This is a genomic window from Myxococcus sp. SDU36, from assembly GCF_030168875.1.
Lineage (GTDB): Bacteria > Myxococcota > Myxococcia > Myxococcales > Myxococcaceae > Myxococcus > Myxococcus vastator.
On sequence record NZ_CP077414.1, the window covers coordinates 6,100,750 to 6,123,557 of the forward strand.

Annotated in this window: 23 protein-coding genes; 14 read left to right on the forward strand and 9 right to left on the reverse strand. The window is 69.2% G+C overall.

Translation table 11 applies throughout. The features are described from left to right. Positions 1 to 121 precede the first annotated feature (121 nt). Both KGD87_RS24650 and KGD87_RS24655 read right to left on the reverse strand, forming a co-directional pair. The gene (locus KGD87_RS24650; RefSeq protein ID WP_284663037.1) at positions 122 to 655 is read right to left on the reverse strand and encodes a hypothetical protein; all 534 of its coding nucleotides are present in this window, start codon (positions 653 to 655) and stop codon (positions 122 to 124) included. Between the two features lie 1,298 nt (positions 656 to 1,953). Next, the gene (locus KGD87_RS24655) at positions 1,954 to 2,463 is read right to left on the reverse strand and encodes a hypothetical protein (protein WP_284663038.1); all 510 of its coding nucleotides are present in this window, start codon (positions 2,461 to 2,463) and stop codon (positions 1,954 to 1,956) included. Between the two features lie 365 nt (positions 2,464 to 2,828). Here KGD87_RS24655 and KGD87_RS24660 point away from each other — a divergent pair, with 365 nt between their 5' ends. Next, complete coding sequence (locus KGD87_RS24660) at positions 2,829 to 3,128, forward strand: hypothetical protein (protein ID WP_284663040.1); 300 nt, start codon at positions 2,829 to 2,831, stop codon at positions 3,126 to 3,128. A 59-nt stretch (positions 3,129 to 3,187) separates the two neighbouring features. Here the strand turns inward: KGD87_RS24660 and KGD87_RS24665 are convergent, their stop codons facing one another. Then, positions 3,188 to 3,730: a hypothetical protein gene (locus KGD87_RS24665; protein ID WP_284663041.1), complete on the reverse strand. Its 543-nt coding sequence runs from the start codon at positions 3,728 to 3,730 to the stop codon at positions 3,188 to 3,190. Between the two features lie 85 nt (positions 3,731 to 3,815). On the opposite strand from KGD87_RS24665, the gene tnpA reads away from it, so the two are divergent. The 6 genes from tnpA (at position 3,816) to KGD87_RS24695 (ending at position 7,421) form a co-directional block, all read left to right on the forward strand. Continuing rightward, positions 3,816 to 4,202 carry an IS66 family insertion sequence element accessory protein TnpA gene (tnpA, locus tag KGD87_RS24670; RefSeq protein ID WP_284662560.1) on the forward strand — a complete coding sequence of 129 codons (387 nt, stop codon included), beginning with the start codon at positions 3,816 to 3,818 and terminating at the stop codon, positions 4,200 to 4,202. Then, the gene (gene tnpB, locus KGD87_RS24675) at positions 4,203 to 4,574 is read left to right on the forward strand and encodes an IS66 family insertion sequence element accessory protein TnpB (RefSeq protein ID WP_095959537.1); all 372 of its coding nucleotides are present in this window, start codon (positions 4,203 to 4,205) and stop codon (positions 4,572 to 4,574) included. A gap of 58 nt (positions 4,575 to 4,632) precedes the next feature. Beyond that, positions 4,633 to 5,604: an IS66 family transposase gene (locus tag KGD87_RS24680; RefSeq protein WP_284663042.1), complete on the forward strand. Its 972-nt coding sequence runs from the start codon at positions 4,633 to 4,635 to the stop codon at positions 5,602 to 5,604. 11 nt (positions 5,605 to 5,615) lie between these two features. Beyond that, positions 5,616 to 6,293, forward strand: a complete 678-nt coding sequence (locus KGD87_RS24685) for an IS66 family transposase (RefSeq protein ID WP_284663043.1) — start codon at positions 5,616 to 5,618, stop codon at positions 6,291 to 6,293. A gap of 68 nt (positions 6,294 to 6,361) precedes the next feature. Continuing rightward, positions 6,362 to 6,643, forward strand: coding sequence for a hypothetical protein (locus KGD87_RS24690; protein WP_284662566.1), 282 nt, complete (start codon positions 6,362 to 6,364; stop codon positions 6,641 to 6,643). Positions 6,644 to 7,019: 376 nt separating this feature from the next. Beyond that, the gene (locus KGD87_RS24695) at positions 7,020 to 7,421 is read left to right on the forward strand and encodes a hypothetical protein (RefSeq protein WP_284663044.1); all 402 of its coding nucleotides are present in this window, start codon (positions 7,020 to 7,022) and stop codon (positions 7,419 to 7,421) included. 92 nt (positions 7,422 to 7,513) lie between these two features. Here KGD87_RS24695 and KGD87_RS24700 read toward each other — a convergent pair whose 3' ends face one another. From KGD87_RS24700 to KGD87_RS24710, 3 genes are read right to left on the reverse strand one after another with little or no spacing between them, the layout of a single operon-like run. Beyond that, positions 7,514 to 8,065 (reverse strand): hypothetical protein, encoded by a 552-nt coding sequence (locus KGD87_RS24700; RefSeq protein ID WP_284663046.1) that lies wholly within the window; start codon positions 8,063 to 8,065, stop codon positions 7,514 to 7,516. 22 nt (positions 8,066 to 8,087) lie between these two features. Beyond that, entirely contained in the window at positions 8,088 to 8,465 is a 378-nt protein-coding gene (locus KGD87_RS24705; RefSeq protein WP_284663047.1) for a hypothetical protein, read from the reverse strand. A gap of 3 nt (positions 8,466 to 8,468) precedes the next feature. Continuing rightward, positions 8,469 to 9,365 carry a hypothetical protein gene (locus KGD87_RS24710; RefSeq protein ID WP_284663049.1) on the reverse strand — a complete coding sequence of 299 codons (897 nt, stop codon included), beginning with the start codon at positions 9,363 to 9,365 and terminating at the stop codon, positions 8,469 to 8,471. A 300-nt stretch (positions 9,366 to 9,665) separates the two neighbouring features. On the opposite strand from KGD87_RS24710, the gene KGD87_RS24715 reads away from it, so the two are divergent. The 6 genes from KGD87_RS24715 (at position 9,666) to KGD87_RS24740 (ending at position 18,150) form a co-directional block, all read left to right on the forward strand. Further along, on the forward strand, positions 9,666 to 11,726 hold the full coding sequence (locus tag KGD87_RS24715; RefSeq protein ID WP_284663050.1) for a M3 family metallopeptidase: 2,061 nt from the start codon (positions 9,666 to 9,668) through the stop codon (positions 11,724 to 11,726). Positions 11,727 to 11,955: 229 nt separating this feature from the next. Continuing rightward, a complete protein-coding gene (locus tag KGD87_RS24720; RefSeq protein ID WP_284663052.1) occupies positions 11,956 to 12,228 on the forward strand; it encodes a hypothetical protein in 273 nt (90 codons plus the stop codon). Between the two features lie 1,460 nt (positions 12,229 to 13,688). Continuing rightward, positions 13,689 to 15,380, forward strand: coding sequence for a DUF1592 domain-containing protein (locus KGD87_RS24725; RefSeq protein WP_284663053.1), 1,692 nt, complete (start codon positions 13,689 to 13,691; stop codon positions 15,378 to 15,380). Continuing rightward, positions 15,377 to 16,717, forward strand: a complete 1,341-nt coding sequence (locus tag KGD87_RS24730) for a DUF1552 domain-containing protein (protein ID WP_284663054.1) — start codon at positions 15,377 to 15,379, stop codon at positions 16,715 to 16,717. The genes KGD87_RS24725 and KGD87_RS24730 overlap by 4 nt, the downstream gene beginning before the upstream one ends. A gap of 76 nt (positions 16,718 to 16,793) precedes the next feature. Continuing rightward, entirely contained in the window at positions 16,794 to 17,474 is a 681-nt protein-coding gene (locus tag KGD87_RS24735; protein ID WP_284663055.1) for a CAP domain-containing protein, read from the forward strand. Between the two features lie 94 nt (positions 17,475 to 17,568). After that, positions 17,569 to 18,150, forward strand: coding sequence for a CAP domain-containing protein (locus tag KGD87_RS24740; protein WP_284663056.1), 582 nt, complete (start codon positions 17,569 to 17,571; stop codon positions 18,148 to 18,150). Here KGD87_RS24740 and KGD87_RS24745 read toward each other — a convergent pair. The 3 genes from KGD87_RS24745 to KGD87_RS24755 all read right to left on the reverse strand — a co-directional run bounded on the left by KGD87_RS24745 (position 18,144) and on the right by KGD87_RS24755 (position 21,054). Beyond that, positions 18,144 to 18,974: a dienelactone hydrolase family protein gene (locus tag KGD87_RS24745; RefSeq protein ID WP_284663058.1), complete on the reverse strand. Its 831-nt coding sequence runs from the start codon at positions 18,972 to 18,974 to the stop codon at positions 18,144 to 18,146. The genes KGD87_RS24740 and KGD87_RS24745 overlap by 7 nt on opposite strands. Before the next feature lie 170 nt (positions 18,975 to 19,144). After that, positions 19,145 to 19,921, reverse strand: a complete 777-nt coding sequence (locus tag KGD87_RS24750; RefSeq protein ID WP_284663059.1) for an FKBP-type peptidyl-prolyl cis-trans isomerase — start codon at positions 19,919 to 19,921, stop codon at positions 19,145 to 19,147. A gap of 209 nt (positions 19,922 to 20,130) precedes the next feature. Beyond that, positions 20,131 to 21,054, reverse strand: coding sequence for a heme-dependent oxidative N-demethylase family protein (locus tag KGD87_RS24755; RefSeq protein WP_284663061.1), 924 nt, complete (start codon positions 21,052 to 21,054; stop codon positions 20,131 to 20,133). Between the two features lie 201 nt (positions 21,055 to 21,255). Between KGD87_RS24755 and KGD87_RS24760 the strand changes: the two genes are divergently transcribed. Beyond that, the gene (locus KGD87_RS24760; protein ID WP_284663062.1) at positions 21,256 to 22,788 is read left to right on the forward strand and encodes a parallel beta-helix domain-containing protein; all 1,533 of its coding nucleotides are present in this window, start codon (positions 21,256 to 21,258) and stop codon (positions 22,786 to 22,788) included. The last annotated feature ends 20 nt before the right edge of the window (positions 22,789 to 22,808 follow it).

The window sequence follows — 22,808 nt, forward strand, 5'->3', positions numbered from 1 at the left end:
CGCTTCGTCCACGGAAGGCCCTGCCGAACACGGTCGACGTCACGTCCGGCAGAGCCCTACGGACCATCACCCCTGAGGAGAGGCCACTCGAACGTGTCGAATGGCCTCTCCGGGGGTCCAGCTACTGAATCTGCTTGATGACCAGCGAGGCGGAGACGGCGCGCGTTCCGCCAGCGAGGGGCGTAATCGTCAGTGCCGGCGAGTTCCCCGCGGGATTGCGGACGGTGAGCACCGAGTTCACCACGGTCGTCGTGATCAAGACGTGGTTCATGATTTGAGACGCTCCGGTAGCGCGGCCAGCCACGGTGCTGATCTGCTCCACGACCCCGCCACCACTGTCGAGCCCCAGGATGAGCTGACCGGCCTCGGTGACGCTCACCTGCCAGGAGACTTCGTAGACACCAATCGCGGGCAGGATGAACTCGCTGTCGCTGGCCCGACTGATTCCGCTCGTTGCGCCATCGCGCGGGAAGTCCACCGCGGACGCGGCCGCGACGGTCGCCGCGTTGTCGGGCGGCATCAGGGCATAGAAGTACCCGAAGGCCAGCGTGTCGCCCGGAGCACCATTGCAGACATAGTTGATGCCCGACGCGGAGGTGTACTGGACGCCCCCATAGGTGCAGTTCGCCCCGGGAGGCTCGGACGCACCGACCACCGACTGCCCCGCGGGCCCCGTCGGCCCGGCAGGCCCCGTCGCGCCCGTTTCACCCGCAGGCCCGGCAGGCCCCGTCGCGCCCGTTTCACCCGCAGGCCCCGTCGGCCCGGCAGGCCCCGTCGCGCCCGTTTCACCCGCAGGCCCCGTCGGCCCGGCAGGTCCAGCCGGCCCCGCAGGTCCCGTGGCGCCCGTCTCACCCACCGGCCCAGCCGGCCCCGCAGGACCCGTGGCGCCCGTCTCACCCACCGGCCCAGCCGGCCCCGCAGGACCCGTGGCGCCCGTCTCACCCACCGGCCCAGCCGGCCCCGCAGGACCCGTGGCGCCTGTCTCACCCGCAGGTCCCACAGGCCCAGCCGGCCCCGCAGGACCCGTGGCGCCTGTCTCACCCACCGGCCCAGCCGGCCCCGCAGGGCCCGTGGCGCCCGTCTCACCCACCGGCCCAGCCGGCCCCGCAGGACCCGTGGCGCCTGTCTCACCCACCGGCCCAGCCGGCCCCGCAGGGCCCGTGGCGCCTGTCTCACCCACCGGCCCAGCCGGCCCCGCAGGGCCCGTGGCGCCTGTCTCACCCGCAGGCCCAGTAGGGCCCGGGGCGCCCGTCTCACCGGGAGGACCCACTGGACCGGCGACACCGGGCACCCCCTGCGGTCCAGCGACGCCTGGCACGCCTTGAGGCCCCACGGGCCCTTGGAGCCCATCCTCGCCCTGCGGCCCCTCGGGCCCCGGAGGTCCCTCGGGCCCCTGCGGCCCCTCGGGCCCCGGAGGTCCCTGTTCGCCGATGCAGGTCCCGGGCGGGCAGAGCGGCAGGCAGACGACGCGAGCCCGGCATTGAATCTCACCATCGTCCCAGGACGCGGAGAACACGTTGTCGATGAGCTCATCTTTCGAGCCATCAGCCAGCGCGAGCTGCTTGCACTCCTCGAACGAGTTCACCGTGACCGTGTAGCGCTCGGTATACGATTCTCCAACGGCCAGCGTGTACGGCGGCGTCCGAGTGGGGACCCAACCGAACGCATCGGTGAGCAGTCGGTCCTCCACCGCGTCGACCGTCGACGCGCCCGTTGGGTGCACATTGCGCACCTTCATCGTCCATTCGAGCGTCGCCGGGTACGACTGAATCTCGTAGATGAGCTCCCCGTTCACTCGCTTGTCGCACGCCAGCTCGTGCGCAAGCGCGACATTGCCTGTCAGCAGGCCCGCTGTTGCCAATAGCCATCCAAAACGCATACTCCCCCCGTCTACCTTTCTTTTCTGCTTACAGTTTGAATTCACCGCATGTGGCCGTGATGCTCGAAGTCTCATCAGTAGCGAACGATGAACTCCGGAAACATGAAGACCTGTTCGCCACGGTCGACCAATGAGCGCGCGAGGTCGATCTCAAGCACGACCTTGCTGCGCTTTCGGAGCTGCGCGGCGTCCGCGATCACCGAGACCGGTGGACCACTCAGGTCGAGCAACTGCGTCTTCCCGTTGCGCTCCACGATGCCTTCCGGGTCAAACTTCAACCGGATCCCGACCTTGCGTGCGTCGACCGGGAGGTCAAACGTCGTCACGGCCCACGCGTTCTCTTCGTTGCCGAGGTCGATTTCACTGCCCCCCAGCTGAGACGAAAGCGGGTTGCCGTCGACCGTCAACTCGAGCGCGGAGACCTGCACGCGCACCGGCCCGGAGCCGCGGACGCCCAGCAACCGCACCGCCACGGTCTGCGCCGTATTTCCCTCCCCGGGCTCAACTGGCGGCATTTCATCATCCTGGGCCTTGCCGCAAGCAATGACTGCCAAAGCAAGCGCAAGGCCGATGCTCTTCTTCATTGGTTCCCTCTCCTGTCGACCGAACAGGCGGTCGTGCGAAGGGAGAGAGCACCCCTTGTGCCAGCGGATTTCATGGTCTGGCTAGATGGCGAGTATCGCGGCAACGACAAGCGCCAGGCCCCGCCGGACAGGTGACGTCAGGTGTAAAGGGAAGCCGCATACCATTCAGGGGGCGCCCGCTTCACATTCCCGGCAGTGAATTCCACAGACCACGAAGCGGCACGTCCCTTGCGGTGACATTGAGTACAGCGGTGGGCCGCGAAGCAGGTTGTCTCAGGTGAACGTTCAAGTCCGACCCGAGGCGGCTGACGCAGCGTGCTGGAAAAGCCGTGGCGCCGTCCTTACCTCACCGGGAGGGAGGCAACATGGCCGTTCGGACGACAGTGGCAGGCATCAAGAACAGGCGGCGGGTCGACGCGCACGGGGCCCAGCCGAGCGTGCAGGCCAGCAAGGGGCGCAAGACGCTGCCCCACGATGACGCGGCCGCGCTGCGGCGGCAGAAGACGCTGGAGCGCGTGACGCTGGGCCCCGCCGCCGAGGCGCATGAGCCCAAGAGTCATCGGCGCCGCGCGACGGCGCTCAAGGGCCGCAAGAAGACCCCCAGCGAGATGAACGTGAAGCACCTCGGCGGGCCGAAGAAGCGCCTGCCCCTTCACGGCGGATAGCGGGACACGTCGTGACGCGGCCCCTGCCTCGCGACCTCCGGGCAGGGGCCGTGCCCATCTCAAGGGCCCGGTGGCCATAGCGCGCTGGCGCCAGGGTCCTCCGCCGCGTAGACGGCCCAGACGCGCTCTCCCGGGCGCCGCAGCAGGTCCACCGCATGCGGTGAAGGCAGGCTCCCTTCCACGCGCTGGCCATGCACCGTGAAGACATAGTCGAGCTGCACCAGGCGTCCGGCATGCAGCGAAGGCGCCACCTGACGCTCCACCCGCGTGAGCTCAGCCGCGGCCGGCAATCCCCAGACCAACGCCTTCAACTGGCGCTGCTGCTCGCGCCGCAGCGCCACCGGCCAGCTCGTGCGCCGGAAGAGCACCCCCATCCCGATGAAGATGGCGGACTGCAGGAGCAGGGGCCGCACGAAGAGCAGTCCCACCGGGAGCAGCATCACCCCCACCCAGAGCGCCAGCGTTCCCAGGACGTAGTGTTTGTGCAGCCTGGGCCGCGAGACGGCCGCGCGCTGTGCTCGGGTCAACCGGCGCGGGGGCAACGGAGGCGGCGGACCTCGCGCGGCGCTCAAGGCCACCTCCAGGCTCGCGCCGCACTTCATGCGTGTCCCTCCGCCAGAGCGCACCGGGTGGGCGGCTGCGCTCCGCCAGGAGGTATGCTGAGGCTGGCCGCGGAGGTAGCGAGCCATGCACGGACTCAGGACGACGAAGAAGCGGGGCGGTTGGCGGCAGTGGACGCCTGACGAGGCACGCAGGGAGTTGGCGGCGTTGCAGAGGAGCGGGTTGCCGCTGGCCACGTACGCGCGGCAGCGCGGCGTCTCGGACCAGCGACTGCGCTGGTGGCGGGAGCGCCTCGGGGAGTGGGAGGAGGCGGCGCCCGTTAACGGCCCAGCGCGGTGGGTACCGGCCGTGCTGAGGGGGATGAGCGCTGCGCCGACGCTGCCCGCGGAAGGGAGTGCCGCGGTGGTGGTGAGGCTGCCGGGCGGCTGTGTGCTGGAGTTGTTGGACGCGGCCGCAATCCCCCCTGCCTGGGTCGCAGAGTTGGTGGGTGCGCTGGCTGCGGGGGGCGGGTAGATGCTGCTCTTGCCCCGGGCGGTGAAGGTGTACGTGGCGATGGCGCCGTGCAACCTGCGGCGCAGCTTCGATGGCTTGAGCAACGAAGTCCGCGAGGTGCTGGCCAAGGACCCACTGAGCGGCCACGTCTTCGTCTTCCTCAACCGCCGGAAGAACCAGGTGAAGCTTCTGCTGTGGACGCGCGGCGGCTTCACCCTCGTACACAAGCGCCTCGAGCGTGGCACCTTCACCTTTCCGAGCCAGGTGGCCCTGGGCGCCACCAGCATTGAACTCGACGTGCATGAGTTGGCGATGCTGCTCGAGGGCATCGACGTGCAGCGCGCGCGGACGTCGCAGCGCTGGGAGCCCCCGGGGCACTTGCGCTCGGCCTGAAGAAAATCTCCTTCGAGGGTGTGGCGCGGGCACGGCGGCTGGTTACCTTTCCCGCGCCTTGCCAGGTACCGCGCCCACCTCCGAGACGACGAAGAAGCCGCGCCGAGGCCCGGTGCTGGAGGTGCTCAAAGCGCTCCTCGCCGAGGGCCGCACCGAAGAGGTGGTGGCGTTGGTGGCCAGGCTGGTGTCGAGAAACTCGGAGCTGGAGCGGCTGCTTCAGGACGCCAAGACGAAGGGCAAGAAGAGCGAGGGCGTGTCCACCACGCAGCTGAAGCTGCTCCTGGGCGGACTGCCGGCGAACTCCGATGGTGACGTGGCGGAAGTGGATGCAAGACTTCGCCGCTCGTCCGGCATTGACGAGGAGCCTCCGCAAAAGGAACAAGCGCGGCCGAAGCGGACGCGTCCCGCCCGCCGCCCCATTCCGACGAATCTGCGCCGGGTGGAGAACGTCATCCCGGTGCCTGCACAGCAGCGTCCGTGCCCTCGGTGCGGCGAGGTGCGGAAGTGCGTCGGGCACGAGGTGACGGAGGTCATCGACCTGATTCCGGCGGAGGTCATCGTCCGGCAGGACAAGCGGGAGAAGCTCGCGTGCCACCTGTGCGAGGCGGAGGTGGTCCGCGCCCCGCTGGGCGAGAAGGTGGTGAGCGGCGGGAGGATGGGCGCCAGGCTGGTGGCCCAGCTTCTCGTGGAGAAGTACTACGACGGGCTGCCGCTGAGCCGGCAGGTGGAGCGCTTTGAGCGGCTGGGACTCGAGGTGGCCCTCTCCACCCTCGCCGACCAGGTGGCCTGGGCAACCGAGGCGCTCCGGCCCGTGTGGCGCGCGGCCATGTCCAAGGTACTGGGCGCCACGGTGATGCACCTGGATGCGACGTCGCTGCCGGTGCTGGACTCGAAGAATGCGAAGGGCATTCGCCTGGGCGCCATCTGGGGCTATGTGGGCGCCGACGTGAAAGACTGCGGCACGCAGCACACCGCGCTGTGTCTGTACAACTCGACGGGCAAGCGGGAGGGCCAGCGCGAGGGGAGATAGGCCCCGCGCAGATGCTGGCGATGCGAGTGGGCCTCACGGTGGCCGATGCGGCCGGCCTCTTCGACGCGTCCTTCAAGCGGGCGGGCCTGCTGGAATGTGGCTGCAACACGCACGCGAGGCGCTACTTCCGGAAGGCCCTGGACGGCGGCGACAAGCGAGCCGCGCTGCCGCTGGCGGCCTTCAAGCGACTCTTCGCCATCGAGCGAAGGCTCCAGGCCTGTACCATTGACGAGCGGCGGCGAGGGCGGCAGGAGCGCAGCAAACCCGTCTACGACGACCTCATTGCCTGGGCGATTGCCCACCAACCCAATGAGCCGCCCTCCTCCCCGCTGGGCCGGGCCATCCGGTACTTGCTCAACCACCAACAGGCGTTGCGACGCTACCTCGAAGACGGCGTCATCCCCATCGACAACACCGTCGTGGAGCGCCTGCACATCCGCACCGCGCTGACGAGGAAGAACTTCCTCTTCGCCGGCAGTGACGCAGGTGGCGAACGCGCCGCCATTGCGTACACCCTCCTGGGGTGCTGCAAGCTGGCTGAGGTAGACCCCGTCGCATACCTGGCGGACGTCCTGCCCCGGCTGGCCACCAAGAAGCTGTGCCTCCGCGACATGCCCGCGCTGCTGCCCGCGGAATGGAAGCGCTCGCATCCCGAAGCCGTGCGCGGCAAGGCGGCAGCCGCGCGCTGAGCGCCAGGGGCGCCTCGCGCCTCGCAGGCAGGCGTGGCCCTCTCGTATGGTCCTCGGCGGAGGACGGCATGCCGAAGAACCAGAGGAAGCTCCGCATCTACATCTCCGCCGACGCGCTCGCGCTGCTCAAGCACCTCGACTACCCATGCTCCGAGGAAGTGCTCGCCTCGGCGAAGCGAGTCGAAGGGCTCGAAGACGAGGGCTTGGACTACGAATTGAGCGGCACCCGTGATGACTTCGAGAGCCTCGCCGGCTGGGTTGCCGGTGATGCAAACCACGCCGACCGCCGCCAGAAGCGGAAGCTGGCCTTGCTGCTGGCCCTCTCGGACGCGCTCGAGTCGGTGCTCTGACGACTGACGACGCGCCGCTGGCGGCCCGCCCAACACTCTCTCCGCTCAGACTTCAAGGGCCTGCCGGGTGCGCTCGGGCGGAGGGACACCTTCATGCAGGGTGCCCCGGCGCTCACCGTGACGGCGTGCCCGCAGCCAGGGCAGACGATGCGGAGCTCGCTCGACTCCGTCGAGAGGTACGGCGCGTCCAGGGAGCTTCGAGCACGGCGCATGGCCCCACCATCGGAGCACCTCGCCCCGCGCCGCCGCAACCCGTCCCGGAAGGCCATGACGGACGTTTTGGAGGCGCCGCCCGGCGTGGGCACCGGGGCCCGGCCGCTCCACTGCTCCCTGGCATCCCCCTCGCGGCATTCCTACCTGTGTCGCTGGAGGTCGCATGCCAGAGAAGAGTCAGACGGAGCGAGTGAAGCGCGCGAAGCGGCAGGGGACGACGTTGGAGCTCAAGCCCACCGATATGCACCTCGCCAGCGAGGACAGCACCCACAAGGCGAAGAAGAGCGGCCGGCGGGCCCTGGGCAAACGGACCTTCGCGGACCGCAGCGTCAGCCCCCGCCACGCGCCAGGAACGGGCCTCACGGCGAAGAGCCGCAAGCTGCCCGAACCGGAGCCGGGCCAGAGCAGCACCTCGCGACGCAAGACGCTGCCGTCGGCGGCCGCCGTGGCCTACCGCAAGGAGGGCCGCCCCAAGAAGACGACAGGACGCGGCGAGACGGCTCCGCTGAAGGCGGGCAAGGTCTACAAACGCGCGGGCGCGCGGAAGACGGGCGTCCGCGCCTGAGGCCCTTCCAGCCTGGAGTCATGCGCGATGAGCCATGCCTCCAGGCCCTGGCAGGCCCCCCGTTGCCTCCGCGGCGTCCGTCCCCCTGGTGCTCATTTCGTGGGGCCAGCGCTGTTCACCACCGCGGCCAGCCTGCGGACCTCCTCGTGCAGCTCGCGCAACTGCTCCAGGCTGCGCTGAAGGAGCACGTCGAGCTGCTCGCCCCGCCGCACGTCACCTTGTGCCGCGGCGTCCTCGCGCTCGCGCGCCAGCCGCACCACGTCTCGCTCCACCAGCGCCGCCACTCGCGCCGTCTTCTCCAGCTCCCACTGGGCGGTCTGTGGCAGCTCGGGCTCGATGTCGTCGTTGTCCTCGAAGCGAGGCGGGGACGCGTCCTCTGGTTCCGGCGCCACGGGCTCGAGCGCCATCCGCGCCACCGTGACCTGGGGCACCTCGCGCGGAGGCGCCGGAGCGGGCACCTCGGCGGCGTTCACCGGCACCACCCCGGGGGGCGGCGCGGGCGGAGGTGGAGCCGGGGGCACGGCCATGGCGAGCATCGCGGCGGGCAGCGGCGCCGGCTCGGGCTGGGGCCAGAACTCCACGCCGCCCAGTGTCACGGCGAGCACGCCCGCACCCGCCAGAATCAAACGGTAACGAATCCGCATGGTCCCCTCCCCGCCCCGGCGCTCAGAAGCGCACCCGCCAGTCGCCGTCCTGACGCTCCACCCGTAGCAACCACGGTGCCGGACGCTCGCGTCCACCATGGGCCACCCGGGCCCGCACGAGAACGGCCTCGGCGTCGCGCCCGTCCACCGTCGATTCGACAATCCCCATGAGCGTGAGGCCATGCCCCCGCAGCTCACGCACCGTCTCCGCACAGGGTCTCGCGCCTCCCCCCGTGGCCAGCAGCGGTGCCAGGAGCTCGCAGTCACCCGCGGGCAGCGCCGAGAAGAAGTGGCGCACCGCCGCCTCCGCGTCCCGCGTCTTCGACGCGTCGGAGGAACACCCGAGCGCGGCCAGCGTCAGCCACCCCATCCACCTCGCTGGCGCGGACCGTCGTGACATGGCTCAGTAGCAGTTGGGGGCGAACAGCTCGTCATCCACGGCGGCGACGAACTGGTCATTGCACCAGCCGCTCACCAGGATGTGGCCATTGCGCACGCAGCTGTCGTGGTTGGTGGCGTCCACCGTGTACTGGGTGTCCCCGCCGCACGTGCTGCCGCAGCGCCCGAAGCAGTTGCCCACCACCTTCGGCCGGTGCCAGTGATTGGGTGAACCGCAGTGCCAGGTATCGCCGGCCAGGTAGAACTCGTCTCCGTTACACGAATAGTGGTCACCGAGCTGGGCCAGTTGCTGATTGCCCGGCCAGTCGAAGCCGCCCCGGTCGCAGTCATGCGTCGCGTGGGCGTACCAGTTGTAGCGCCCCTCGCAGCTGCCCGAGTTGCGCCCGTTGCACTGCGCATAGCTGCACAACATCGTGTAGCCACGTCCCTTCTCGCCCATCACCACGCGCCGCAGCCCCACGGTGTCCGGGTACTGGGACCACACGCTCACCGCGCGGCGCAGGTACATGGCCGCGGGGACCGCCGCATCTCCCTTGGGGAGCGCCGCGTCGAGCTCGCGATAGAGGGCGGTGAGCAGCGCGCGGTCCGCGGCGCCCATCTGCGCGTCCGCGGCATTCGCCTCCGCGAAGCCATCCAGCGTGGAGACGCCGCTGGCCGGCTCCATCAATCCGGTGAGCGCCAGCCCGCGCAGCCGGACCTCCAGCCGGTACACCCCTGGCTCCACCTCGCGAGAGGAGAACGTCACCGCACCGTCCTCATGAACGAAGGCGCCCTGGACGCCTCCTGGCGCGGCGGAGAGCGACAGTCCCACCTGCCGCGAGCGGAGCGCGTCGCCCGTCTTCGCGGCGCCGCCACAAGCACACGCCACCAGCACCACGCTCCACCACAGGTTCGTGCGCATCCTCGGATTCCCCCGGCCAGGAGCAGGCCCGAGTCCTCCTTCCCGCTCACGTCAGGGGAGCACGGCCCAGCGACGCGGAATGCTCTCACCGGACGAATTCGTGGCCAGAGCCCGGCGGTCTCATGCGTCTGTCCGCGTGAAGACAGGCAGCGGGCCAGCGGCGCGCGTCAGGCCGAAGTCTCCTTCCAACACATCCCACTCCGCGGGCTCGGCCTCCTCCTGGATGTCGGCACGAGCGGAGGCAGGCGGGATGTGGCATGACGCTCCGACGTTGTCATTGGACCCAGGAGGAACCTACCCTTGAAGAGACTGAGCGCCCTCACCCTCTGCGCGGCACTGGCGTCGGCCGGCTGCACGCACACCCCCGCCGCGGCCCCCGAGCCCACCGCCCAGCAGGCCCCGGCCCCCGCCGCCGCGCCCAAGCCCGTGCCGCCTCCCGAAGGTGCCAGCGTCCTCGCCGGCACCCTGGCCGACTTCACCGCCGCGTGTGACGCGGACCTCGAGCGCACCCGCACGCAGGTGACCGCCATCAAGGCGCTGGACGCGCGCGCGGACGGTCAGGCCGTGCTCGCCGCCTATGACGAGGCCCAGGGCTCGCTGCTGGCCGCGGCCAACCGCTCCAGCCTCGCGCGCGAGGTGCATCCAGACGCGGCCTTCCGCGACGCCGCACGCGAGTGCGAGCAGCGCGTGGACTCCGCCAACGTGGCGCTGTCCCAGGACCGCGGCGTCTATGACGTGCTGGCCGCCGTGGACCTGTCCAGCGCGGACGCGGCGACCCGGTACTGGATGGAGCGCGCGCTGCTCGACTTCCGCCGCGCCGGCGTGGACCGCGACGACGCCACCCGCGCCAAGGTGAAGTCGCTCAACGAGGAGCTGCTCAAGCTGGGGCAGCAGTTCAGCAAGAACATCGCCGAGGACGTCCGCAAGGCGACCTTCAAGCCCTCCGAGCTGGACGGCCTGCCGGAGGACTACCGCAAGGCGCACCCGCCGGGCGCGGACGGGTTGGTGGTCATCACCACCAACTACCCGGACTACTTCCCCTTCATGACGTACGCGAAGGACGCGAAGGCGCGCGAGAAGCTGTGGCGCACCTACCGTCAGCGCGCGTACCCGGCCAACCAGGACGTGCTGGCGCGGCTCATCGCCAGGCGCCACGAGCTGGCCACGCTGCTGGGCTACGCGAGCTGGGCCGCGTACACCACCGAGACGAAGATGACGCGCACGCAGCAGGCGGCCGCGGACTTCATCGACCGGCTGGGCGTGGCCACCGAGGCCCGCGCGAAGCAGGAGTACGCGCAGTTGCTGGCGCGCAAGCAGCAGGACATCAAGGGCGCCAAGGTGCTGGAGCCCTGGGACCAGGACTTCTACGAGGACCGGCTGCGCGCGGAGCGCTTCAGCTTCGACTCGCAGGCGGTGCGGCCCTACTTCGAGTACAGCCGGGTGAAGGCGGGGGTGATGGACATCACCTCGCGCATCTGGGGCATCACCTACAAGCCGGTGAAGGGCGCCCGGGTGTGGCAGCAGGAGGTGGAGACCTACGACGTGTTCGATGGCGACACGCTGCTGGGCCGCATCTACCTGGACATGCACCCGCGTGACGACAAGTACAAGCACGCGGCGCAGTTCGACCTCGTCGCGGGCCAGGCTGGCAAGCGCTACCCGGAGGCGTCGCTGGTGTGCAACTTCGCGCGCCCCGGCGAGCTGATGACGCACGACGAGGTGGAGACCTTCTTCCACGAGTTCGGCCACCTGCTGCACGCCATCTTCGGCGGGCACCTGAAGTGGGCGGGCATCGCGGGCACCCGCGTGGAGTGGGACTTCGTGGAGACGCCGTCCATGCTGCTCCAGCAGTGGGCGGGCAGCTCGGAGGTGCTGAAGGAGTTCGCGAAGCACCACGAGACAAACCAGCCCATCCCCGCGGAGCTGGTGGAGAAGCTCCGCGCGTCGAAGGAGTTCGGCCAGGGTCTGTGGGCGCGGCGGCAGCTGTTCCTGTCCGCGGTGAGCCTGGACTACTACTCGCGCGAGCCGGGCTTCGACACCACCGAGGCCCTGGTGGCCTTGCAGAACAAGCTCAGCCCCTTCAAGCACGAGCACCGTGACGGCACGCACTTCGAGGTGGCCTTCGGGCACCTGGATGGTTACTCGGCGGCGTACTACACGTACCTCTGGTCCTCCGTCATCGCGAAGGACCTGGAGGCCGAGTTCCAGAAGCAGGGCTTCCTCGACCGGGAGACGGCGATGAAGTACCGCCGCACCGTGCTGGAGCCCGGCGGCTCCAAGCCCGCCGCCGAGCTGGTGAAGGACTTCCTCGGGCGCGAGTACGGCTTCGACGCGTACCGCGCGTACCTCGACGCGAAGTAGTCCGCGGTTTCCGCGGCCTCAAACCAAGACTCAGCCTTGGTTTGGGGCCGATGGACCACACCACAGGCACAGTTCGGGCCAGCACAGTAGTCAGCTCACTGCCTCACCACGCTCGGGGGGCAGAAAAAAGAGTGCGCCCAGCAAGTTTCTCCAGGAGCCTCTTGAACCCATCCTTCTCCTTTCCATATGCAGACATAGCCCGCAACGGGCATCTGAAGAGGAGGGGGACATGCATATTCTAAAGTCGTATGCCGTGGCGTCTTTGCTCACGACATTGCTGGCGGCAGCCATTACATTGGTTGCAGCGCCGGCTGAAGCCATTCACTGCGAATTCACTGAACAAGGCTGCGGCAACGGGGGCGGAGGCGGCGGGGGCGGCGACGGACCGATCGTCACGATCACCTGCCCCGCAGGATATCAGGTCTATTGTATCGACAACATGGATGGGAGTGGATTCCACTGCACCTGCAAGAAGACCCATCCCGACGGTGGTACGCCGTAGCTAGGACAGCAGGAGCATCGCGCCCATGAAACTCACTTTGGTGAGGCTGTTCCTGGTCTTGGCCGGCCTCACCATCGTGCTTGGCTTTTCGCTTGGCTGGTGGTCGAAGCGGCCGGCGACCAGCAACGAGCACCTCGACACTTCAAAACAAGGCATGAACAGGGTCTCTCCGGACAACGAGACCCTCCGCTCATCTCAGATTCTCTCTCAAGCCGTCAGGCCGAATGAGTACACGCAGCCGTCCCGCGCTGTCCTCCCAGCAAAACATCCGGCTCACTCACTCAACACGACTCAGTTCGATGAAGGCCCATCAAACAACCCGGCTTCCTCCGCAACCAGTGCGGCGGACGATGAACGCGCAGCCCAAGTCTGTGCCAACAGTTCGGATTGCCCTCAAGGCCAAGGGTGCGTCTTCGAAGCCCTCCATGGGAGGATGCTTTGCCGCGCATCAGACTGCGATTCCGACCAGGACTGTTCTGAGGCCAATGTTTGCCGAGTCGCCAACGACGTCGGCGCGGGCCCGCCAACCCGGAGATGCACACGGCCTGGCACACAAAAAGAAGGCGATGCCTGCCACAACCTATCAAGCGACATCTCGCAAACATGCCAGGCGGGTCTTCTCTGCGTAAAAGGGCGCTGTGGCCGTCCGTGCGAGAAGAACACGATTGGTGGCTGCCCGAGTGGCAGCATCTGCGTCAGCACACCTGAGGGGAGCGGGTGCCTCCCGAGTTGCCGCGACGGGCAATGCCCACTGGGCCAGGAGTGCATCCAGTTCGGAGAGGCTGCGTCCTGCGCGACTCCCATCGGGCGCAACTGCCTCAAGCACGGTTGCGAACAAGGAATGGGCTGTGACGTCACACGGCGGATGGACAACGTCATCTTCGAATGCAGACAGCACTGCAGTCCCCTGGACCGTGACAGTTGCCCTCAAGGCCAGGTTTGTGGCGCGGGAAGTGGAGGCCAGAGCGTCTGCTATCAAAGCTGTGACTTCGCTGAGCATCCCTGCCCACAAGGATATGAGTGCTACACAGTCACGGAGGACTTCCAGACACTCGGCTGCCGCCGGATGGGCCAGTGACCAGCGCGGCGCACCAGCAACTGCTGACGTGAGGGCGCTTGCTCTCCCGGGAGACAACGACACCTCGGAAGTGCGCCCGCATAACTGGGCCTCCGCAGGCGCACGGAGCTCCAGGCCGGGCCACGCCCCACCTCCGCCCGCGCGAACGCAGCTTGCACGCCGCAGGCTGCGGTCGCTCGGACTTCCCTCGCCGGGAACTTCGCTACCCACTCGCGCCAAACTCTTCCCAGCCGGCTTCCGGGTAGCCAACGTCGTTCTACCCCCTGAAACAACGGAGAGGTCCGCCAGGCTACGTCCCTGGTTGGAGAGCACCTTGCTACGGCTTCGGCTGTCCCGGCTTCGGATGGGGCAGTGTGGAGGGGGGGTAGCCGACGTGACACCCATGCATCGACGAAGAGGAGGCTGGCGCTTCCTTGCGGGCGTGACACTCGCCCTGCTGATGGCCAGCTGCACCGATGACGACCCGATGGCGCGGGTCAAACCCGATGAGGAGGTGCCAGGAGAGCCGAATCCACCGGGGCAGCCCCCGGTGGAAGGCGAGTGCGAGAACGCGCACCAGAACCCGGGACGCGTCACGCTCCACCGCCTCAACCGCGCGGAATACAACGCCACCGTGCGGGACCTGCTGGGGGACACCACCCAGCCGGCCAACGACTTCCCCATCGACGACCACGGCTACGGCTTCGACAACATCGCCGATGTGCTCTCGCTGTCGCCGCTGCTGATGGAGAAGTACTCCACCGCGGCGGAGCGGCTGGTGGAAGACGCCTGGACGCGCGGCGTCTTCAACTCCTGCGCGCTGGACCCGCTCAACCCGGCGCCGTGCGCGCACGAAATCCTCTCCAACTTCGCCCGCCGCGCCTGGCGCCGGCCGGTGCAGCAGGCAGAGATTGACAAGCTGATGACCTTCGTCAGCCTGGCGGGCCAGCACGGGGACCCGCCCGAAGTGGGCGTGAAGCTGGCCCTGCGCTCGGTGCTCGTCTCACCGCACTTCCTCTTCCGGGTGGAGAAGAACGCGCCACCAGGAAGCACCGAGCCGTACACGCTCGACAACTTCGAGCTGGCCAGCAGGCTCTCCTACTTCCTGTGGAGCAGCATGCCGGACGACACGCTGTTCGCCGCCGCCGAAGCGGGGCAACTGAGCGACCCCGCGGAGCTGGAGGCCCAGGTGCGGCGCATGCTCGCGGACCCGAAGGCACGCGCGCTGGTGGAGAACTTCGCCGGCCAGTGGCTCTTCACCCGCGCGCTGGGCACCGCCACGCCGGACGGCACGCTCTATGGCGCGTTCAACGAGGAGCTGCGCGCCGCCATGCGCACGGAGACGGAGCTCTTCTTCGCGGAGTTCATCTCCGGCGACCACAAGCTGAAGGACCTCATCGACGCGCCGTTCACCTACGTGAACGACCAACTGGCCGCCCACTACGGCCTGCCACTGCCCGGCAGCCCCACGCACCAGCGCGTGGAGCTCACGGGCCACCCGGAGCGCAGCGGCATCTTCGGAAAGGGCTCGCTGCTCACCGTCACGTCCAACCCGGACCGCACCTCACCGGTGCAGCGCGGCGTCTGGGTGTTGGAGCAACTGCTGTGCTCGGCGCCGCCGCCGCCGCCGCCGGACGTGGAGAACCTGCCGCCGCCCATCACTCCGAACATGACGATGAAGGAGCGCATGGCGCTGCACCGCAGCGCGCCAGCGTGCCAGGGCTGCCACCGGCTGATGGACCCGCTGGGGCTGTCGATGGAGAACTTCGACCCCATTGGCCGCTGGCGCCTCCAGGAGGTGAGCGGCGCGCCCGTGGACGCCACGGGTGACATGCCCGACGGCGCCATCCTCAACGGCGTGCGCGACATGCAGCGCTACCTGAAGGAGGACCCCAAGCTGACCAACTGCATCACCGAGCACATGCTCACCTATGCCACGGGCCGTGGCCTGAACGAGGCCGACCACTGCGCGGTGAAGGATGTCGCCACCAAGGCCGAGGCCCGCGGTGGGCGGCTCGTCGACTACATCCTCAGCATCGTCTCGAGCAGCCACTTCACGCAGCGGGGCGCGGAGGAGGAGGAGCAGACGCCATGAGCAAGAAATTCAGACTCTCGCGACGGACCGTCCTGCGGGGGACGGGGGCGCTGATGGCGCTGCCCCTGCTGGAGCAGATGCTCCCCCGCAACGCGCACGGCGCGCCGGGCACCGTGCCCCGAAGGCTCGCCGTCTTCTACACGCCCAATGGCATCCACATGCAGAAGTGGACGCCCAGCACGGAGGGCCCCGCGTGGGAGCTGACGCCCACGATGGAGCCCCTGGCGGCGGTGAAGAACGACCTGCTGGTCGTCTCCGGCCTGGCGAACATGCCCGCCTTCCCGGAGGGTGACGGCCACCATGCCGCCGCCACCGGCGCGTTCCTGACCTGCGCCAAGGTGTTCAAGACGGAGGGCACCAACATCCGCGTGGGCATCTCCATGGACCAGGTCATCGCCAACCACCTGACGGCGACGCGGGCCACCCGCTACGGGTCCATGGAGCTGGGCATCGACGCGGGCCGCGGCATCGGCAACTGCGACTCCGGCTACGCGTGCCCGTATGCCAACAACATCGCGTGGTCGGGGCCGCGCACGCCGGTGGCGAAGGAGACCAACGCGCAGGCCGCGTTCAACCGGCTCTTCGCGGGCGGCATCCCCGGGGAGACGCAGGCGCAAATCGAGAAGCGGCGCGCGTACGGCAAGAGCATCATCGACGTCGTGCGCGATGACGCCACCGCGCTGCAGGCCCAGCTGGGCACCTCGGACCTGCAGAAGCTGGATGAGTACTTCACCAGCGTGCGGGAGCTGGAGAAGCAGGTGGAGGACGTGTCCGTCCCATCCGTGTCCTGCGCCACGGGAACCGTTCCCATCGTGTCCGAGGACCCGACGGCGAAGACCAAGGCGATGATGGACCTCATCGTCCTCGCCTTCCAGTGCGACCTCACCCGCGTGGCCACCTTCATGCTGGCCAACGCGCGCGCCAACAAGGTCTACCCCTTCCTGGGGCTCAGCGGCGCACACCACACGTACTCGCACCACCAGAAGGTGCAGTCCAACTACGACGCGCTCGCCACCATCGACAAGTGGGAGGTGACGCTCCTCCAGTACCTGCTGGAGCGCATGAAGTCGGTCATCGAGGTCAACGGCATGTCGCTGCTCGACAACTCCATCGTCTACTTCTCCAGCGAGGTCGGCGACGGGGACTCTCACAACCACGTCGACCTGCCCATCATCCTGGCGGGCAAGGGCGGCGGCGCGCTCACGCCGGGCCGGCACCTCCGCTACCAGAAGGACCCGCTGGCCAACCTGTACATCTACCTGATGCAGGCCATGGGCGTGCCCAACGTCACCACCTTCGGTGACGACGGGACAGGCCCGCTGCCGGGCCTTGTGTAGTCCCCGCGGTCCTGTGCGCGGCGGAGCATGCGAGCGGGCGGCCCACCGCCCGCCGTGCCCGCCGCGCACGCTTCACATGCATGCGCGGGCGTCGTGGCGCATCATCCCCCTCATGCCTCCCTTCTCCCGCGCCTCCCGCTGGTCCTCCCTGCTCTTGCTGACGCTGCTCGGCTGCGCGGGCGGTGGCACCCAGCAGGGGCGCAGCCAGCACGCCACCTCCCGGCAGGCCGTGGCCTCCAGGCAGCCCGCCTCGACCGCGAAGCCCAAGACGCCAGAGCCACGCGCGGCCCTTCCCGCCGCGAAGGACTTCTCCCGGGACATGGTGGCCGCGCACAACCTGGCGCGCTCCCGCGCCCAGCCCGCCCCCAAGCCCGCGCTGCCGCCGCTGGCCTGGTCCGCCCAGGCCGAGCGCAAGGCCGCGTCCTGGGCGCAGGCCTGCAAGTTCGAGCACAACCCGGACCGGGGCGACTTCGGAGAGAACCTCGCCGCCGCCACGCCCGGCGCGTGGACCACGTCCCAGGTGGTGAAGAGCTGGGCGGACGAAGCCGCGGACTACGACTACCGGCGCAACACCTGCCAGAAGGGCAAGGTGTGCGGGCACTACACGCAGGTGGTGTGGCGCAAGACGGCGACCGTGGGGTGCGCCACGGTGCTGTGCAACAAGAACTCACCGTTCGGCGCGCGGTTCCCCACCTGGCAGCTCTGGGTGTGCAACTACGCGCCGCCGGGCAACTGGGTGGGTCAGCGGCCCTACTGAGCCCCGCGCCCCACGGGGCCGGTGCGTCCCCGGTGTCGGACACTCACGCGGCGGGAGGTGACGGACCTCCGCCTGGCGTCGGATAATCCACCCCATGCTCCGCTCCACGCCCCGCTTCCTCCGGCCGCTCGGCCTGCTCATCCCCCTGCTCCTCACCGGCTGTGGCTCCGACACCCCCGGCGAGGGAGACGGTGACGGCGACACCGAGCCGCTGGTCATGACGCAGTTCGACCGCGACATGCTGGCCGCGCACAACGCCGCGCGGAAGAACGTGTCGCCCGCGGCCACCCCCGCGCTGGAGGACCTGACGTGGGATGAGCAGGCGACGCGCACGGCGAAGGCCTACGCCGCGCGGTGCCAGTTCTCGCACAACCCCAACCGCGGCAACCTGGGAGAGAACCTCACCGCCGCCTCGTCCAGCGCCATGGGCGCCCAGGGCGTGGTGCAGGGCTGGGTGGACGAGGCCGCCCACTACGATTACGCCGCCAACACCTGCGCGAGCGGCGAGGTCTGCGGTCACTACACCCAGGTGGTGTGGCGTGCCACGCGAGCCCTGGGCTGCGCTGTCCAGGAGTGCACGACGAACTCGCCCTTCGGAGACCGGTTCCCCAACTGGACGCTCTGGGTGTGCAACTACGCGCCGCCGGGCAACTACGTGGGCCAGCGCCCCTACTGACGCAGGTGCTGGTCCAGGAAGGCCGCCACCTGCTGCCAGGCGCCCGCGGCGGCCTGCGCGTCGTAGCGCTCACCCGACGGGTTGGCGAAGGCGTGCTCCGCCTCGAACTCCAGGATGTAGTGCCGCACGCCCGCCTCATCCAGGGCCTGCCGGAAGGCCTGCACCGTCTCCAGGGGGATGGACGGGTCCTTCGTGCCGAAGATGCCCAGCACCGGCGCGCGGATGGCGGCGAGCTCCCGCGCGTCCGTCACCGGGTTGCCGTAGTAGAGGACCGCCGCGTCCAGCTCCGGCATGGCCATGGCCGCGCGCAGGGACCAGCCGCCCCCGAAGCACCAGCCGATGGTGCCCGTGCGCGGCGCCCGCACCCGCGCGTCCTGCTGGAGGAAGGTGTGCGCGGCCGTCAGCGTCGCTTGCGCGCGCGCCGGGTCCACGGCCTTCAGCAGCGCCAGCGCCTCATCCCGCGTGGTGGCCACCTTGCCGCCATACAGGTCCACCGCCAGCGCGGCGTAGCCCTCCGCGGCCAGCCGGTCCGTCCAGTGGCGGATGTGGTCATTGAGCCCCCACCACTCGTGGATGACGATGACGGCGGGCAGCGGCCCCTGGGCGCCCGCGGGCAGGCTCAGGTAGGCCTTCGTGCCGGCCACCTCCACCTCCTGGCCCTCCAGCACCGGCGGCGCGTCCTCGCGCAGCGTGTGCAGCGCCTTGAACTCCGACTCGGAGACGGCGCCCGTGGCGGCCGGCTCGCGGAGCACTTCCCGGGCACGGCCCTGGACGCAGGCGCTCAGCAGCAGCGCTCCCATCATCAACAGCAGGCCCTGGCGCATGATGTGTCGACCTCCCTGGGTTGGCCCGTCCCCGCGGCGGGGACGCTGGCGGCTGGTGGACTACTCCGAGGCAGCGCCCCGCGCCACCTCCGGTGCCCGCGAACGCGAAGAGGGCTGGGAGGGAAGAATCCCCCGCCAGCCCCCTCGAGCGTCCCGCGTGAAGACGGGGACTACTTCTTCTCGACCGCGGAGGGCTTGCCCGCCGGCGGCGTGCCGCCCATGGCCGGCATCTCCGGCGGCTTGACGATCTCCAGCAGCTCCACCTCGAACACCAGGGCCGCCCCGCCCGGGATGTTCGGCGGCGCGCCGCGGTCACCGTAGGCGATGTCGGACGGGCACACGAGCTTGGCCTTGCCGCCCACCTTCATCTTCTGCACGCCCTCGGTCCAGCACTTGATGACACCCTGGAGCGGGAACTGCGTGGGCTCGCCACGCTTGTGCGAGCTGTCGAACTCGGTGCCGTCCGGCAGCGTGCCGCGGTAGTGCACCTTCACGATGTCCGACGCCTGGGGCGCCGCGCCCGTACCCGCGGTCAGCTCCTTGTAGATGAGGCCCGACTCGGTCTTCTCGGCGCCCTCTTCCTTCGAGGCCGTCTCCAGGAACGCCTTCGCCTTCTCCTTCTCCGCCTCCGCCTTGCGGGTGCTGCGCGCGCGCGCCAGCTCCTGCAGCTTCGGGCCGTACGTCTCCAGGTCCACCGCGGGCTTGTCGCCCTTCACCTGCGCGGTGATGCCCGCCTTGACGTACTCCAGCTCCTCGGGAGTCATGTCGAACACGCTCACGCTGCGGCCAATGGACAGGCCCAGCGCGTACAGCGTCTTCTGGTCTTCCGTCTGGGGATTCGCGCTCGTGCCGGGCGCCGTCGCCGCCGTCGCCGGCGAATCCGTCTTGCCCTGCTGCTGGCAGCCCGCCAGCACCAGCATTCCCGCGACCAGCCAAGTCTTCCGCATGTCGTTGCCCTTCCTTGCCTTTTGGAGCGGCAGTGAGACATCGCCGCAGTCAGTTCTGGGGGGCGACTTACTACAGAAATGGCCTGACTTCCGGTTCGACAGCACACCGGGAGCCTCCCCGTTCCTGGGCGACACCCCGCCCGCCCCCAGGGCGACCGCCTGTCCGCGCCAGGGAGGGTGGGTCTTTTCATTACCCACTCCGCCCGGCGTCAGCCCTGGCCCGCCTCCAGGTAGCCCAGCAGGGGCGCCAGCACGGGCGTGAGGCGCTTGTAGGTCGCGGTGTCGGCGGGCACGGAGCGCAGCACGCGGGCCAGCCGCTGCCGCCGGCCGGGGGCTTCCACCTCCGAGGCCACCGGAGCCACGTAGGTGTGGATGGTGAAGAGGATGGCGCGCGTGCGGGGCAGCCGGGTGAGCGTCTGGCGCTCCAGGCGGAGGAAGCAGCGCTCGCCCGCGTTGTCCGGGGTGATGCCGTCGAACAGGTGCCGCCACTCCGGCAGCGTGCGCGGCTCCAAATCCAACCGCTCCGTGACGCTGATGGCCCAGTTGCAGCGCGTGACGGGGCGCCCGGGCTTCAGGCCCTCCATCAGCTTCAGCGTGGAGGGCCCCAGCTTCGCGTTGAACTGGGGCACCGGCGCGTGGACGGCCAGCAGCGGCCTGCCCAGTTTGTCCCCCAGGCACCAGCCGGAGGGGAAGCACAGCTGCCCCGCCACCAGCGGGAACCCCTCACGCGTGCCGTCCAGCAGCAGCAGGTCCTCCTGCACCTGCCGGCCAAACCAGTCCAGCGGCGCCAGCGGCAGGCTCGCCGCGTCCCCCGGCGTGAAGTGCGTCCGCGTGCCCAGCAGGTGGTTGTGCCAGCACCAGCGCGTGCCCTCCGCCTCCAGGGAGAAGTGCTCCGGCGATTGACGCGCCATGGCAGGCAGCAGCACCGTCAACGTCTCCCATTGGAGCGCCTCCGTCCCGGGCCCTCCCTGGAAGCGCTCGGCGTGCCCCGCCGTCAGCAGCGCCGCCTTCAACGCCACTTCGTCCGCATAGCGCGGCGCGTCTACTTCGATGAGTGTCTCTTCGGGCCTCAGCGCACGCACGCCCAGCGACATGGAAAAGACATCCTGCTCGAAGGGGAAGTAGGGCAGCACCGCGTCGACCTCTCATGAAGGATGGGAGCAATTTATCAACCGTGTTGCAGAACGCATCGCGTCACGGGAAGCCGGGCTGTTTTTGGTGGCTCACCCTTGAGGTTGTTCATCTTCACAGGGAGGATTCGCACGGTGCTGGCTGCGCCCTGAAGCCCCATGCTCGGGCGCCAGCAGGCGCAGCACTTCCACAGGAGATACCTGATGCATCCTCTGCCGCTGTCGCGCGCGCCCCGTGCCGTGCTCCTGGCCCTCGTGGGTCTGCTTGCCCTCCCCGCCTGTTCGGATGACGACGATGACCGTCCGGACGCGGGCCAGCCGGACTCTGGCACGCCCGGGGACGCGGGCAGTGACGCGGGCATCCTGGACGACGGCGGCACCGGCGGCGACGGCGGCTCCATGGCGTGGCCGCAGGACTTCTCCTGCGAGGGCAAGGAGCAGACCACGCTGACGTTCAACCCGGGCCAGGAGCAGGAGCTCCAGGACGCGGTGAACGCGCTGGACGAGTGCACCACCATCGAGCTGAGCGCGGGCACCTTCCAGTTCGACAACGCCATCACCCTGCGCGCCAACGGCATCACCCTCAAGGGCGCGGGCAAGGGCGCCCAGGGCGAGGCCACCGGCGGCGAGGCCAGCACCGTGCTGGACTTCTCCAACGCGGCGGCGAACACCAACGGCCTGGACGTGGTGGGCAAGCTCTTCACGGTGAGCGACCTGACCGTCTGGAACGCGAAGAAGGATGGCCTGCGCATCGAGTCCTCCAGCAACGTGAACATCCAGCGCGTCCGCACCGAGTGGGCCGAGGAGAACCTGGAGAGCAACGGCAAGTACGGCATCTACCCGGTGAAATCGATGTACGTCCTCGTGGAGGACTGTGAGGCGTACAACGCCGCCGACGCGGGCATCTACGTCGGTCAGACGCAGCACACCATCGTCCGGCGGAACGTGGCGAAGAAGAACGTGGCGGGCATCGAAATCGAGAACACGAAGTACGCCCACGTCGCGAACAACATCGCCCAGGACAACACCGCGGGTCTGGTCGTGTTCGACCTGCCGGGCAACCCCATCCGGGGCACGGACGTCTACATCGCCCACAACACCATCACCGGAAACAACCGCCCCAACTTCGCCTCCGTGCAGGCCAGCAGCAGCACCGTGTCCCAGGTGCCCGCCGGCACCGGCACCTTCATCCTGGCCTCGCGCCGGGTGGAGCTGGAGCACAACACCTGGGGCGACAACAACACGGTGGACATCGCCATCCTCAGCGGGCTGGCCATTGAATCCGACCCCATCCAGTGGGCGGCCGGCTTCTTCAACTACCCCAGCCAGGACATCTCCATCCACGACAACACCTTCACCGGTGGCAGCGGCCGCCTGGTGGACAACGGCACGCCGGACCCGGAGCGCCGTCCGCTGGGCGCGCTGGTGGGCGCCGTCTACCAGTACGGCGCCGCGGCCCACGGCGTGACGGGCGTGGAGCACGTGCTGTGGGACGGCATCGACCCGGCGCCTCGCGATGAGAGCCTGGCCAACCCCATCAACATCTGCTTCACGCGCAACACGCTGCCAGAGAGCACGCAGGCCTCGGTGGTGGACCTCGACCTGCAGGCCGTGAGCGCCCACATCATGGCGGGCACGCCCAACCTGGCCGCCGCCTGGGGGGAGACGCGCCGCTATGTCCAGGACGCCGAGCCCTACAACTGCTCGGGCTTCACCCCGGCCCTGACCATCCGCTGAGACCTCGTGAAGAACGGACG